This window comes from Pontitalea aquivivens, assembly GCF_046507575.1.
In the GTDB taxonomy this organism is placed as follows: domain Bacteria; phylum Pseudomonadota; class Alphaproteobacteria; order Rhodobacterales; family Rhodobacteraceae; genus Pontitalea; species Pontitalea aquivivens.
In genome coordinates this window covers 15,502-28,696 of record NZ_JBKFEY010000019.1, presented here as the reverse complement: position 1 = coordinate 28,696, position 13,195 = coordinate 15,502, and the positions used below count along the sequence as shown (strand labels likewise).

Sequence of the window (13,195 nt, the reverse complement as noted above, 5' to 3'; positions counted from 1 at the left end):
GGCGGGTCTCCTGCTTTGGCCGCGTGCGGGCGGCGGGTTCGGAAGCCTCCGGCGGGAGTATTCGGGCCAAGAAGAAGGGGCCGGGGGTTCACCTTGCTTGAAATACCTCCGCCGGAGGCGGCGCGGCGCAGATCACGGACGCGCCGGTGGTGGCGGGGCCGACGGTGCGGCGGAAGGTTTCGAACAGTTCGCGCCCAAGGCCATGGGCATTGGTGGACAGGTCTGGCGTTGCCGGGGGGCGGGTGTCGAAATCGGGGGCCAGGCATTCCAGCAGGCCCGCCGCGGCGTCGAGCCGGATCAGGTCGCCGTCGCGCAGGCGCGCCAGAGGCCCGGCCTCGGCCGCCTCGGGGCTGACATGGATCGCGGCCGGAACCTTGCCGCTGGCGCCCGACATCCGCCCGTCCGTGACCAGCGCCACGCGCAGGCCCCGGTTCTGCAGCACCGACAGCACCGGGGTCAGCGCGTGCAGTTCGGGCATGCCATTGGCGCGCGGACCCTGAAAGCGGACCACGACAACGGTGTCGGCGGTGAATTCGCCGCGCTGGAAGGCGGCCTTGACCCCGGCCTGGTCGTGGAAGATGCGGGCGGGGGCCTCGATCCGGTGAAATTCCGGGGCAACGGCAGAGGTCTTGATCACCGCGCGCCCGAGGTTGCCCGACAGTTGGCGCAGGCCGCCGCTGGGCTGGAACGGGGTGGCGGCGGGACGCAGGATGCGGTCGTTGTGGCTGGTCGTGGCGCCGTCCTGCCAGATCAGCGCGCCGTCGGTCAGCCGGGGTTCGGCGGTATAGCGGGACAGGCCGTCGCCGGCCACGGTGCGCACGTCTTCGTGCAGAAGGCCGGCGCCCAGCAGGTCGCGGATCATGAATTGCAGCCCGCCCGCGGCATGGAAATGGTTCACGTCGGCCAGGCCGTTGGGATAGACCTTGGCCATCAGCGGCACGACATCCGAGATCGCGTCGAAATCTTCCAGGTCCAGCACGATGCCTGCGGCGCGCGCCATGGCAGGCAGGTGCAGCACAAGGTTGGTTGATCCCCCCGTCGCCATCAGCCCGACCAGCCCGTTGACGAAGGCGCGCTCATCCAGGATTTCGCCTGCGGGGCGGGCCTCGTTGCCAAGCGCGGTGATCTGGGCTGCGCGGCGCGCGCCGGCGATGGTCAGCGCCGCGCGCAGCGGCGTGCCGGGGTTGACAAAGCTGGCGCCAGGCAGGTGCAGGCCCATGAATTCCATCAGCATCTGGTTGGTGTTCGCGGTGCCGTAGAAGGTGCAGGTGCCCGGCCCGTGATAGCTGGCCATTTCCGCCGCCATCAGCGTCGCGCGTCCGACTTCGCCGGTGGCGAATTGCTGGCGCACCTTTGCCTTTTCGTCATTGGGCAGGCCGCTGGTCATGGGCCCCGCGGGCAGGAACACCGCCGGCAGGTGGCCGAAGGTGGCCGCCGCGATCACCAGCCCCGGCACGATCTTGTCGCAAACGCCCAGATACAGCGTCGCGTCAAAGGTGTTGTGGCTCAGCGCGATGCCTGCCGCCAGTGCGATGACGTCGCGGGAAAACAGCGACAGTTCCATCCCCGGCTGGCCTTGCGTGACGCCGTCGCACATCGCCGGAACCCCGCCCGCGACCTGGGCGGTGGCGCCGATGTCGCGCAGCGCGTCCTTGATCAGGCGGGGGTAATCCTCATAGGGCTGATGTGCCGAGAGCATGTCGTTATAGGCCGTGACGATGCCGATGTTGGGCGCGCGTCCTTCGGCCAGGGGCGTCTTGTCCGGCCCCATCGCGGCATAGGCATGGGCCTGGTTGCCGCAGGACAGATGCGCCCGGGCCGGGCCTGCGGCCGTGGCCGCGCGGATGCGGGCCAGATAGTCCGATCGCGTCGCGTGCGACCGGGCGCGGATGCGGTCGGTGATGCGGGCGATGGTCGGGTTCAGGGTCATGCGGGCCTCGGGGCGGGGGGCGGATAGGTGCATTATGGATCGTTAGCGATAACACCACAAGCGTGGCGCGGCAGGCGGCGGTTGGCAAGGGATAGCGCGGGGCAGCGGCGAAATCCACCGCCCGGCGGCTTTCGGCGCGGGGCGGGGCTTTCGCGCGGGTCCGCTTCGCGTTAGAGGGGGCGGCGAAACCCCAGACCCGCAGGTTCCCCATGTCCGACGATGCCGCCCACGCCGCCCCCGATGCCCGGGGCCCCGATGCCCGTGCCACCGTGCGGCTGCGCCCCAAGGTCGAGGCGCGCCCCATCCGGCATGGCTTTCCCTGGGTTTATGGCGATGAACTGGTGACAGACCGGCGCACGCAAGGACTGCCCCCCGGCACCATCGCCCGGCTTGAGGATGCGGACCGGCGCGCGCTGGCCACGGTCACGGTCAATCCCCGCTCGAAGATCATCGCCCGCGTTCTGGACCGCGATCCCGACGCGGTGATCGACCGGGCCTGGATCGCCGGGCGGATCGCCCGGGCGCAGGACCTGCGCGCGCAGGTGTTCGACGCGCCCTTCTACCGGCTGGTCCATGCCGAGGCCGATGGCCTGCCCGGTGTCATCATCGACCGTTTTGGCGCGGCGGCGGTGATTCAGCCCAATGCCGCCTGGGCCGAGGCGATGATCGACGATCTGGCCGCGGCCCTGGCCGGGGTGACGGGCGTCACCACCATTGTCAAGAACGGTGCGGGCCGGGCCCGGGGCCTGGAGGGCCTGCCCGAGGAAACGGTCGTCCTGCGCGGCGCGGTGGATGGCCCGGTCGCGGTGCCGATGAATGGCGCGACCTATATGGCCGACATTCTGGGCGGGCAAAAGACGGGGTTGTTCTTTGACCAGCGCCCCAACCATGCCTTTGCCGCGCGGCTGGCGCGGGGGGGCGCGCGGGTGTTGGACGTGTTTTCCCATGTCGGGGGCTTTGGCCTTGCGGCGCTGGCGGGGGGCGCGGGGTCTGCGCTGGCGGTTGATGGTTCGGCCGCTGCGCTGGCGCTGGCCGAACGGGGCGCGCAGGCGATGGGGGCCGAGGCGCGCTTTGCCACGCGCCAGGGCGATGCCTTTGCCGTGATGGAGGCGCTGGCCACCGAAGGCGCCCGGTTCGATCTGGTGATTTGCGATCCGCCGGCTTTCGCGCCGTCGAAACAGGCGCTGCAGGCGGGGTTGCGGGCCTATGAACGGGTGGCGCGTCTGGCCGCGCCGCTGGTGGCGCCGGGGGGCTATCTGGGCCTGTGTTCGTGTTCGCATGCCGCCGATCTTGCGCAGTTCCGCAATGCCAGCGCGCGCGGCATCGGCCGGGGCGGGCGGCGCAGCCAGCTGTTGCACACGGGCTTTGCCGGACCGGACCATCCGATGCTGCCGCAGCTGGCGGAATCGGGCTATCTCAAGGCGCTGTTCTTCCGGCTGGACGGATGAAGGTGGTTCTGGACGCCTGCGTCCTGTTTCCCACCGTCCTGCGTGAGGTGCTGATCGGCGTGGCGCGGGCGGGGCTGTATCGTCCGCTGTGGTCGGACCGCATCCTTGAGGAATGGGCCCGCGCCGCGCGCCGCTTTGGCCCGGGGGATGAGGCGATCGCGCGTGGCCAGATCGCAGCCCTGCGCGCCGAATTTCCCGCCGCCTGCATCGCGCCCCAGCCGGGGCTGGAATCGCGGCTGCATCTGCCAGATCAGAACGACATCCACGTTCTGGCCAGCGCCATCGCGGGCCATGCCGATGCGATCCTTACCTTCAACGCCGCCGATTTCCCGCGCGGCGTTCTGGCGGGCGAGGGGCTGGACCGGCGCGATCCCGACAGCTTTCTGTGGCAGCTGTGGTCGCATCACCCCGGCACCGTCGCCGCCTGTGCCGAGGCGGTGCGCGCCGAGGCCGAACGGCTTTCGGGCGAGGATCAGCCGATCCGCGCGCTGATGAAGCGCGCGCGTCTGCCAAGGCTGGGCAAGGCGCTGGCGGGGTAGTGGCCAGTGCCGCGCGGGGGTGATAAGCATGGACCTGCGCTGGCGGCACACCGCCGGCGGGCCTTGCCGCCAGCGCCAACAACGGAGCGTTTCATGGTTTCGCGCGTCATCCCCGTCGATCCCTTCGACCTTGTGATCTTTGGCGCCACCGGCGATCTGGCGCGCCGCAAGATCCTGCCGGGGCTGTATCGGCGCTTCGTCGCAGGCCAGATCCCCCAGGGCGCGGCCATCATCGGCGCGGCCCGCACCCGGATGGAGGCGGCCGCCTTCCGCGCCCTGGTCCGCGACGTGATCGAGGAATTCGTCGATCCCGCCAAGCACCACCCCGATCAGATCGAGGGGTTTCTGGCGCTGCTTGATTATGTCGCGATCGATGCCCGCGGCACCGCCGGATGGGTGGCGCTGAAGGCGCTTGTGACGCCGGGGCGGGTGCATGCCTTCTATTTCTCGGTCGCGCCGGGGCTGTTCGGGGATCTGGCCGAACGGCTGCATGCCCATGACATCGCCGGCGATCAGGCGCGCATCGTGGTGGAAAAGCCCTTTGGACGCGATCTGGCCACGGCGCGGGTGCTGAACGCGACGCTGGCCGAACATTTCGACGAACATCAGATCTACCGGATCGACCATTATCTGGGCAAGGAAACGGTGCAGAACCTGATGGCGGTGCGCTTTGCCAACATGCTGTTCGAACCTTTGTGGAACGCGCAATACATCGACCACGTCCAGATCACCGTGGCCGAAACCGTGGGCGTGGCCGGGCGCGGGGCCTATTACGACCGCGCGGGCGCGATGCGCGACATGGTGCAGAACCACATGATGCAGCTTCTGTGCCTGATCGCGATGGAACCGCCCTATCATTTCGACCCGGACGCGGTGCGCGATGAAAAGCTCAAGGTGATCCGCGCGCTGGACCCCGTCGATCCGCAGGATATCGTGCGCGGCCAGTATCTGGGCGTTTCGGGCAAGGGCTGCGCGCCGCAGCCGGGCTATCTTGCGGATGCCGAAAACCCCGGATCGCGCACCGAAAGCTATATCGCGATGAAGGTGCATGTGGCGAACTGGCGCTGGAAGGGCACGCCCTTCTATCTGCGCACCGGCAAGCGGCTGCGCGCGCGCACCAGTGAAATCGCGATCACCTTCAAGGAACCGCCGCATTCCATCTTTGACGATGCGGGCGACTGGCGCGAAAACGTGCTGGTGATCCGCCTGCAACCCAATGAGGGGATGAACCTCAAGGTGATGATCAAGGAACCGGGGCCGGGGGGCATGCGTCTGGTGCAGGTGCCGCTGGACATGTCCTTCGCCGAGGCGCTGGGCGATGACGGCGCCGATATCCCCGACGCCTATGAACGGCTGATCATGGATGTGATCCGCGGCAACCAGACGCTGTTCATGCGCGGCGACGAGGTCGAGGCCGCCTGGGCCTGGACCGACCCGGTCATCGCCGGATGGGAAGCGCGCGGCGACCGGCCCCAGCCCTATGACGCGGGCAGTTCCGGCCCCGAAGACGCGCTGATGCTGATGCATCGCGACGGGCGCCGCTGGCGGGAGATCCGCGAATGAACCTGATCGCCTATCCCGACCGCGACCTGATGATGATCGCGCTGGCCGACCGGATCGCGGCCGAGCTGGGCGCGGCGCTGCGCGCCCGCGGGCGGGCCACGCTGTCGGTGCCGGGCGGCACCACGCCGGGCCCGGTCTTCGACCTTCTGTCGGCGGTCGATCTGGACTGGGCCAATGTCGCCGTCGTGCTGAACGATGAACGCTGGGTGCCCGAAACCTCGGCGCGGTCCAACACCCGGCTTGTGCGCGAACGTCTGTTGCGCGGGCACGCGGCCGGGGCGACCCTGCTGCCGCTTTACGCCCCCGCGCCCCGCCCCGAGGACCGGATCGACGATCTGGCCGCCGCCATCGCGCCGCATCTGCCGATCACCGTGCTGGTGCTGGGCATGGGCGCGGACATGCATACCGCAAGCCTTTTCCCCGGTGCCGACCGCCTGGCCGGGGCTCTGGCCCCCGACGCCCCGATCCTGATGGCCCTGCGCGCCCCCGAAGCACCTGAACCGCGCGTGACGCTGACCGCGCCGGTCCTGGCCGATGCGATGCACGTCCATGTGCTGATTACCGGGGCCGAAAAACGCGCCGCGATCGAGGCTGCCGCCGGTCTGCCCCCCGAACAGGCGCCGATCCGTGCCGTTCTGAAGACTGCCACCATCCACTGGGCCGAATGACATGACGATCTGGGACGACCTTTCCCGCCACGCCAGGGCCACCGCCGACCGCCCGATCCTGCAGCTTTTCGACGAATACCCCGACCGCGCCCTGGATTTCAGCGCCGAGGCCTGCGGCTTTCTGTTCGATTATTCCAAGACCGCGATCGATGCCCCCGCGCGCGCGCTGCTGCTGGCGCTGGCCGAGGCTGCGGGCGTTGCCGCGCGGCGCGAGGCGATGTTTTCCGGCGCCCTGATCAATGAGACCGAGGGCCGGGCCGTCCTGCACACCGCGCTGCGCAATCGGGACAGGCCGGTGCAGGTGAATGGCCAGGACGTGACGCCGGCGCTGCGCGCCACCCATGCCCGCATGGCCCGCTTCGCGCATGATGTCCGGCAGGGGCGGTTTGCGGGGCAGGGCGGGACGATCACCGATGTGGTCAACATCGGTATCGGCGGGTCCGACCTGGGCCCCGCGATGGCGGTGCAGGCGCTGGCACCCTGTCATGACGGGCCGCGCTGTCATTTCGTCTCGAATGTCGATGGCGCGCATGTGCATGACACGCTGAAGGGGCTGAACCCGGAAACGACGCTGGTCATCGTGGCCTCCAAGACCTTCACCACCGTTGAAACCATGACCAATGCCGATACCGTGCGGCGCTGGATGGGCGCGCGCGTGGCTGACCCCGCCGCGCAATTCGCGGCGCTCTCATCGGCTACCGACCGCACGTCGGCCTATGGCATCGACCCCGCGCGCGTCTTTGGCTTCGACGACTGGGTGGGCGGGCGCTATTCGGTCTGGGGGCCGATCGGGCTGTCGCTGATGATCGCGATCGGCCCCGCGGCTTTCGACCGCTTTCTGGCCGGCGCCGCGGCGATGGATGCGCATTTCCGCCAGGCCCCCCTGGCGCAGAATCTGCCTGTATTGCTGGCGCTGGTGGGGATCTGGCACAACCAGATCTGCGGCCACGCCACGCGTGCGGTGCTGCCCTACGACCAGCGGCTTGCACGTCTGCCCGCCTATCTTCAACAGCTTGAGATGGAAAGCAACGGCAAGCGCGTGGCGATGGACGGCAGCGATCTGGCCCATCATTCCGGCCCCGTGGTCTGGGGTGAGCCCGGCACCAACGGTCAGCATGCCTTCTACCAGCTGATCCATCAGGGCACGCGGGTGGTGCCCTGCGAATTCCTGATCGCGGCCACTGGCCATGAACCCGATCTGGCCCATCACCACCGCCTGCTGATCGCCAATTGCCTGGCGCAATCCGAGGCGTTGATGCGTGGCCGCTCGCTGGATCAGGCGCGCGCCCTGATGGCCGCCCGCGGGCTGACAGGGGCCGAACTGGAACGTCAGGCGCGCCACCGGGTCTTTCCCGGCTCGCGGCCCTCGACGACGCTGCTCTATCCCCGGCTCACGCCCGAGGTGCTGGGCGGCATCCTGGCGCTCTACGAACACCGCGTTTTCGTGGAAGGGGTGATCCTTGGCCTCAACAGCTTTGACCAATGGGGGGTGGAACTGGGCAAGGACCTTGCGCTGACCCTGGCCCCGGTGCTGGCAGGCACCAGCGCGGGCGCGGGCAAGGACGCATCGACCCTGCATCTGGCCGCCCGCATCCGCGCGCTGGCGCAGGGCTGAGTCGCCCCGCGCTGCCCGCCTGTCCCCATTCATCTTGCCTTAAATACCTCGGGGGGTGAATTGGCGCGCCCGCGCCAAGAGGGGGGCAGCGCCCCCCTGCGCCAATCCGAATCCGGCGCCAAAGCCGCCTGTCAGCCCCTCAGCGGCTGTCCCCGGGGCGCAGCATCAGCCAGATCAGCGCGCCCCCCGCCAGCACCAGGAAAGGCAGCATCGCCAGGTTCACCGCTTCCCAGCCCGCCTGCGGATTGCCGCCCGAGGTGCAGTTCATCAACCCGCCCGACGACAGCGAGGCCAGGAACACCCCGCCGAAAACCACGAAATCGTTGATCCCCTGCACATGGCCGCGTTCTTCGGGCGCATGGGCCGAGGCCAGCATCGCGGTGGCCCCGATGAAGCCAAAGTTCCAGCCAACGCCCAGCAGGATCAGCGCGATGTAGAACTGCTCCAGATCCACGCCCGACAGCGCGACCGCCCCTGATCCGGCTAGGATCAGCAGGCCCAGCCCCACGATCACCTCGCGCCCGAAACGCGCGATCAGATGGCCGGTGAAGAAGGACGGCAGATACATCGCCAGCACATGGGCCGAAACGATATTGGCCGCGTCCGCCTGTTCGAACCCGCAGCCCACGACCGCCAGCGGCGTCGAGGTCATCACCAGGTTCATCAGCGCATAGGACACCATCCCGCAGATCATCGCCACCGCGATCACCGGATCGCGCAGCAATTCGCGCCGGCTGCGGCCCGGATGCGCGGCCCCCTTCGCCCGCCCGCCCGGTGCGGGAATGTCCAGAAAGGCAAACAGCACCGGCCCCAGCGCATTCAGCGCGATGATCGCCAGATAGGTCGCCATGAAGGGCACCACCATCGCCTGGCTGGTCGCCTTGACCAGCTGCGGCCCGATGACCGCCGCCGCCAGCCCGCCCGCCATCACATAGGAAATCGCCTTGGGCTGGAATGCGGGGCTTGCGGTGTCGGTCGCGGCAAAGCGATAGAACCCCTGCGCCGACATGTAGATGCCGGTCAGGAACGACCCCGCCATGAACAGCGGGAACGACCCGACATACAGCGCCCGCGCCGCGATCGCGGCCCCCAGCGCGCCTGCGGCCGTGGCCAGGATGAAACCGGCGCGCCGCCCGTGGCGGGACATGAATTCCGACAGCGGCTGCGCGCTCAGCACCGACCCGAGGATGATCAGCGACAGCGGCAGCGTGGCGAAACAGGGGTTCGAGGCCAGCGACTGCCCCGCCAGCCCGCCGACGATGAAGATCATCGACATTTGCGACCCAAGCAGCGCCTGGGCCAGCACAAGCACGGCCACATTGCGCCGCGCGCGCGCGTCAGAGACGGGGGATTCGGGATGCGGGGGGGCGGAAGTTTCGGTCATGGATCAGCCCTAGCCGGGGCGGAAGGCGCTGGCAAGCGGTGCGACAATCGGGCAGGGTGGGGCCATGGTGGGACGGATCATCGAAACCAGCGACGACATCGCCGAGGGCGCGGCCTGGCTGGCCCGGGCCGAGCCGCGCTTTGCCCATGTGCTGGATATTGCCGGCCCCTTGCCACTGCGCCGGCGCGCCGATGGCTTTGCGGCACTGCGCGATGCGATCATCGGCCAGCAGGTCTCGGTCAGGGCGGCGGATGCGATTCGCGCCCGGCTGATCGCGGCGGGCTATGGTGACGCCTGCGCACTTGCGCCCGCGCAGGAAGATGATCTGCGCGCCTGCGGCCTGTCGCGCCAGAAGGTACGTTATCTGCAGGCGCTGGCGCGTGCGGACATCGACTTTCCCGCGTTGCGCAACCTGCCCGATGCCGCGGTGACCGAGGCGCTGTTGCCGCTGCCCGGTATCGGGCGCTGGACGGTCGAGATGTATCTGATCTTTGCCCTGGGCCGCGCCGATGTCTTTGCCCCCGACGACCTGGCCCTGGCCGAAGCTGCGCGAATGCTGTTCGATCTGCCCGACCGGCCGCGGCCCCGGGCCTTCGCGGCGATGGCGGCGGACTGGTCCCCCTGGCGGGCGGTTGCGGCCCGCGCGCTCTGGGCCTACTACGCACACAGGAAATCGCGCGAGGGGGTTCAGTCATGACGCGGGTGTTGCAGGCGGGGCGCAAGGCGCCGAAATCGGGGCTGGTGAAATCGGCGGTGGTGTTCCTGCACGGCTATGGCGCGGATGGGGCGGACCTGCTGGGCCTGGCCGATCCGCTGGCGCCGCATCTGCCCGACACGCTGTTCCTGGCCCCCGATGCACCCGAACCCTGCGCGGGCAATCCCTTCGGGCGGCAATGGTTCCCGATCCCCTGGCTGGACGGCTCGTCCGAGGCGGTCGCGGCCGAAGGCATGGCGCGTGCCGAGGCCGATCTGAACGCCTTTTTCGATGCCGTTCTCGAAGACGAGGGGCTGGCCCCCCGCCAGCTGGCCGTGGTCGGCTTTTCGCAAGGCACGATGATGGCGCTGCAGGTGCTGCCGCGCCGCGCCGATTCCGTTGCGGGGCTGGTGGCCTTTTCCGGCCGGCTGCTGAATCCCGACCGGCTGGCGGCCGAGGCGCGCTGCAAGCCGCCGGTGCTGCTGGTGCATGGCGATGCCGATCCGATGGTACCCTTCGCCGACATGGGCATCGCGGGTGATGCGCTGGTGCAGGCCGGTTTTGAAACCTATGGCCATGTCATGAAGGGCACCGGCCACGGCATCGCGCCCGACGGGCTTTCGGTGGCGCTGGCCTTCCTTAAGGACCGCCTTCCCGGCTGATCGTGTCACACGGGCGTCACCCGCCCTTGCCAGACCTTTGTGTGTCCGGGATCGCATATCGCGGTCTTGCCAGAAGAAAAGGGCAAGATGTAGTATGCGTGCAGGCAGGGGCGGGTTCCCCGCCCGGGCCGCCGGATCGGGCAGTCAGGGCGAGGGTGGTATCTTTCATGCTGGACCAGATCAAGGGATCGGATTTTCGAAGCCGGTTCGTGCGCGAACCCGCCAGTCTGCGCCAGTATCCCGCGCTTGTGCTGAATGCCGATTACCGCCCGCTGTCCTACTATCCGCTTTCGCTCTGGCCCTGGCAGGAAACGATCAGGGCGGTCTGTCTCGACCGGGTCGGCATCCTGGCGGAATATGATACATCGGTGCGAAGCCAACGCGCGGCGATACGCATCCCCTCGGTCGTGGTGCTCAAGGAATTCGTCAAACCCAGGAAGCGCGTGGCCTTCACGCGCTTCAATCTTTTTCTGCGCGACGAATTCCGTTGCCAGTACTGCGGATCGAAAAGCGATCTGACCTTCGACCACGTCATTCCCCGCTCGCGCGGCGGGGTCACCAGCTGGGATAATGTCGTCGCGGCCTGCGCACCGTGCAACCTGAAAAAGGCCAACAAGTCGCTGCGCGAGTCGGGCCTTGCGCTGCGCCGCACACCGCGCGCCCCCACGCCTGAGGATATGCGTAGCGTCGGTCGCCGGTTCCCGCCCGGCCACCTGCACGAAAGCTGGCTGGATTTTCTCTACTGGGATGCCGAGCTGGAGGCCTGAACGCGGTTCCTGAGTATTTTTGCCAAGAAGAAGCCGCAAGACCTTTGCGCCATTCCTTTCATCTTGCCCCAAATACCTCCGCCGGAGGCTTCCGCGCCCGCCGTCCGCGCCCGGTCAGGCCTGCGCAAGCGCGTCGGCCAGATCGCCGTAGCCGGTAAAACGCCGCTCATAGCGCAAGCCAAGCCGCGCCGCCGCGTCTTGCGCCAGCGCGTCAAGATCGGGCGCGTCGGTCTGGGCAAGATAGATCAGCCGGTCGTAATGCGCGAAATAGCTGTCGCGCAGTTCGGGGTGGCGATCCAGCCCCATCGGGCGCCAGACGAAGGCGTCGAACTGACGCACCAGGAAATCGGTCAGGTAGAAGGCGGTGAACTCTGTCCCGGCCTGGGCCGCGAACCGGGCCGTGCCGTCGAAGAAGGCATAGCAATGCGGCCCCGCCACCATCTCGACGCCCAGTTCCGCGCAGCGCGCCTGCAGCAAACCGCCGGTGCCGCAATCGGCATAGACGACGAAGATGCGTTCGTAATCGGCGCGGTGGCGCCGCACGGCCCGGGCCACCGCATCGGGGATACGACCGGGCCACAGGTGCAGGTTGGCCGGCAGGCAGGTCAGGTCCAGGTGATCCCAGCCGTTGGCCTTGCGCAGCGCCAGGATTTCCCGGGCCAGCGCGCCACAGGCGATCAGCAGCACCCTTGCCCCGCCCCGCGCCGCAAGCCCGTGCCGGACAAGGGTTTCGTCATCGGGCAGGGCGGCTGGCGTCTTGGGCATGGCGCCTCCTGTCGTGTTCGGGGGCTATTGGGCCCGCATCATCAGCCGGACCAGCCCGGCGCCCAGAAGCGCGATCAGCCCAAGCAGGGGCAGGGGAACGCCGGCCCCCGCCGCCAGCCACACGGTCAGCGCGGCACCGAATGTGACCAGCGCGATGAGTGTCAGGAAACGGGGTAGTGGCATGCGACCCTCCTTCATCCTGTCCAATATGGGGTCGCGGGGGGCGAAGGGAAAGCCCCGATCTGGGGGGCGCAACTCAGCCCGGCAGCTGGTTGTGCTTGCGCGCGATGAACCGCCTGGCGGTTTCCACCGCCACCGCCGCATCGCGGCAATAGGCATCCGCCCCGATCGCGCGGCCGAATTCCTCGTTCAGGGGCGCGCCGCCCACCAGCACGATGTAATCTTCGCGCAGGCCCCTTTCCTTCAGCGTATCGATCACGACCTTCATGTAAGGCATGGTCGTGGTCAGCAGGGCCGACATGCCGATGATGTCCGCCCCTTCGCGTGCCGCGGCCTCCAGATAGGCCTCGGCAGGGTTGTTGATGCCCAGATCGACGACCTCGAAGCCCGCGCCCTCCATCATCATGGCCACCAGGTTCTTGCCGATGTCATGGATGTCGCCCTTGACCGTGCCGATCACCATCTTGCCCATGCGCGGGGCGCCGGTTTCCACCAGAAGCGGTTTGAGGATCGCCATTCCCCCCTTCATCGCATTGGCGGCCAGCAGCACCTCGGGCACGAACAGGATGCCGTCGCGAAAGTCATTGCCGACAATGGTCATGCCTGCCACCAGCGCCTTGGTCAGGACGTCATAGGGTGTCCAGCCGCGGTCGAGCAGGATCTGAACGGCCTCCTCGATCTCTTCCTTCATGCCGTCGTAGAGGTCGTCCATCATCTGAAGCACAAGCTCTTCGTCATCCAGTTCCGAAAGGATGATGTCGTCGTCTTCGGCCATTGCGCTGTCTCCTGGCGGGTCGCTTGCCTTCTTGATGGGGGCAAAGCGTGCGGCCGGGTTGGCGGATTGCGACATGCGCCCCTTCGGTTCCGACAGGCGGGTACGGGGATCGCGGTTGGCCCTGTGCAATTGCCCCGGCGCTGCGCCGCTGGCCTGTGTGGTCCGAGTATTTTTGCCAAGAAGAAGCCGCAGCCCCGGGTTCTGG

Annotated in this window: 13 protein-coding genes; 8 read left to right on the top strand and 5 right to left on the bottom strand. The window is 68.3% G+C overall.

The window, feature by feature from the left end; all coding sequences use genetic code 11:
* Positions 1-88 precede the first annotated feature (88 nt).
* Positions 89-1,930 carry a phosphogluconate dehydratase gene (edd, locus tag ACK8OU_RS15615; protein ID WP_410304341.1) on the bottom strand — a complete coding sequence of 614 codons (1,842 nt, stop codon included), beginning with the start codon at positions 1,928-1,930 and terminating at the stop codon, positions 89-91.
* 209 nt (positions 1,931-2,139) lie between these two features.
* Here edd and ACK8OU_RS15610 point away from each other — a divergent pair, with 209 nt between their 5' ends.
* The 5 genes from ACK8OU_RS15610 to pgi all read left to right on the top strand — a co-directional run bounded on the left by ACK8OU_RS15610 (position 2,140) and on the right by pgi (position 7,763).
* Entirely contained in the window at positions 2,140-3,378 is a 1,239-nt protein-coding gene (locus ACK8OU_RS15610) for an RSP_2647 family RNA methyltransferase (RefSeq protein ID WP_410304340.1), read from the top strand.
* Positions 3,375-3,917: an RSP_2648 family PIN domain-containing protein gene (locus ACK8OU_RS15605; protein WP_410304339.1), complete on the top strand. Its 543-nt coding sequence runs from the start codon at positions 3,375-3,377 to the stop codon at positions 3,915-3,917. Before ACK8OU_RS15610 ends, ACK8OU_RS15605 begins: the two co-directional genes overlap by 4 nt.
* Positions 3,918-4,010: 93 nt before the next feature.
* Entirely contained in the window at positions 4,011-5,480 is a 1,470-nt protein-coding gene (gene zwf / locus ACK8OU_RS15600) for a glucose-6-phosphate dehydrogenase (RefSeq protein WP_410304338.1), read from the top strand.
* Complete coding sequence (gene pgl, locus ACK8OU_RS15595; RefSeq protein ID WP_410304337.1) at positions 5,477-6,148, top strand: 6-phosphogluconolactonase; 672 nt, start codon at positions 5,477-5,479, stop codon at positions 6,146-6,148. The genes zwf and pgl overlap by 4 nt, the downstream gene beginning before the upstream one ends.
* A 1-nt stretch (position 6,149) precedes the next feature.
* Positions 6,150-7,763, top strand: a complete 1,614-nt coding sequence (pgi, locus tag ACK8OU_RS15590; protein WP_410304336.1) for a glucose-6-phosphate isomerase — start codon at positions 6,150-6,152, stop codon at positions 7,761-7,763.
* 139 nt (positions 7,764-7,902) lie between these two features.
* Here pgi and ACK8OU_RS15585 read toward each other — a convergent pair whose 3' ends face one another.
* Positions 7,903-9,147: an MFS transporter gene (locus ACK8OU_RS15585; RefSeq protein ID WP_410304335.1), complete on the bottom strand. Its 1,245-nt coding sequence runs from the start codon at positions 9,145-9,147 to the stop codon at positions 7,903-7,905.
* A gap of 64 nt (positions 9,148-9,211) precedes the next feature.
* On the opposite strand from ACK8OU_RS15585, the gene ACK8OU_RS15580 reads away from it, so the two are divergent.
* The 3 genes from ACK8OU_RS15580 to ACK8OU_RS15570 all read left to right on the top strand — a co-directional run bounded on the left by ACK8OU_RS15580 (position 9,212) and on the right by ACK8OU_RS15570 (position 11,270).
* Positions 9,212-9,844 carry a DNA-3-methyladenine glycosylase family protein gene (locus tag ACK8OU_RS15580; RefSeq protein ID WP_410304334.1) on the top strand — a complete coding sequence of 211 codons (633 nt, stop codon included), beginning with the start codon at positions 9,212-9,214 and terminating at the stop codon, positions 9,842-9,844.
* Positions 9,841-10,503, top strand: a complete 663-nt coding sequence (locus ACK8OU_RS15575) for an alpha/beta hydrolase (RefSeq protein ID WP_410304333.1) — start codon at positions 9,841-9,843, stop codon at positions 10,501-10,503. The genes ACK8OU_RS15580 and ACK8OU_RS15575 overlap by 4 nt, the downstream gene beginning before the upstream one ends.
* A gap of 167 nt (positions 10,504-10,670) precedes the next feature.
* Positions 10,671-11,270 (top strand): HNH endonuclease, encoded by a 600-nt coding sequence (locus ACK8OU_RS15570; RefSeq protein WP_410304332.1) that lies wholly within the window; start codon positions 10,671-10,673, stop codon positions 11,268-11,270.
* Positions 11,271-11,384: 114 nt separating this feature from the next.
* On the opposite strand, the gene ACK8OU_RS15565 is transcribed toward ACK8OU_RS15570, so the two are convergent.
* The 3 genes from ACK8OU_RS15565 to ACK8OU_RS15555 all read right to left on the bottom strand — a co-directional run bounded on the left by ACK8OU_RS15565 (position 11,385) and on the right by ACK8OU_RS15555 (position 12,990).
* Positions 11,385-12,035, bottom strand: coding sequence for a DUF1638 domain-containing protein (locus tag ACK8OU_RS15565; RefSeq protein WP_410304331.1), 651 nt, complete (start codon positions 12,033-12,035; stop codon positions 11,385-11,387).
* Between the two features lie 24 nt (positions 12,036-12,059).
* Entirely contained in the window at positions 12,060-12,218 is a 159-nt protein-coding gene (locus ACK8OU_RS15560) for a hypothetical protein (protein ID WP_410304330.1), read from the bottom strand.
* Between the two features lie 73 nt (positions 12,219-12,291).
* Positions 12,292-12,990 carry a corrinoid protein gene (locus ACK8OU_RS15555; RefSeq protein ID WP_410304329.1) on the bottom strand — a complete coding sequence of 233 codons (699 nt, stop codon included), beginning with the start codon at positions 12,988-12,990 and terminating at the stop codon, positions 12,292-12,294.
* Between the last annotated feature and the right edge of the window lie 205 nt (positions 12,991-13,195).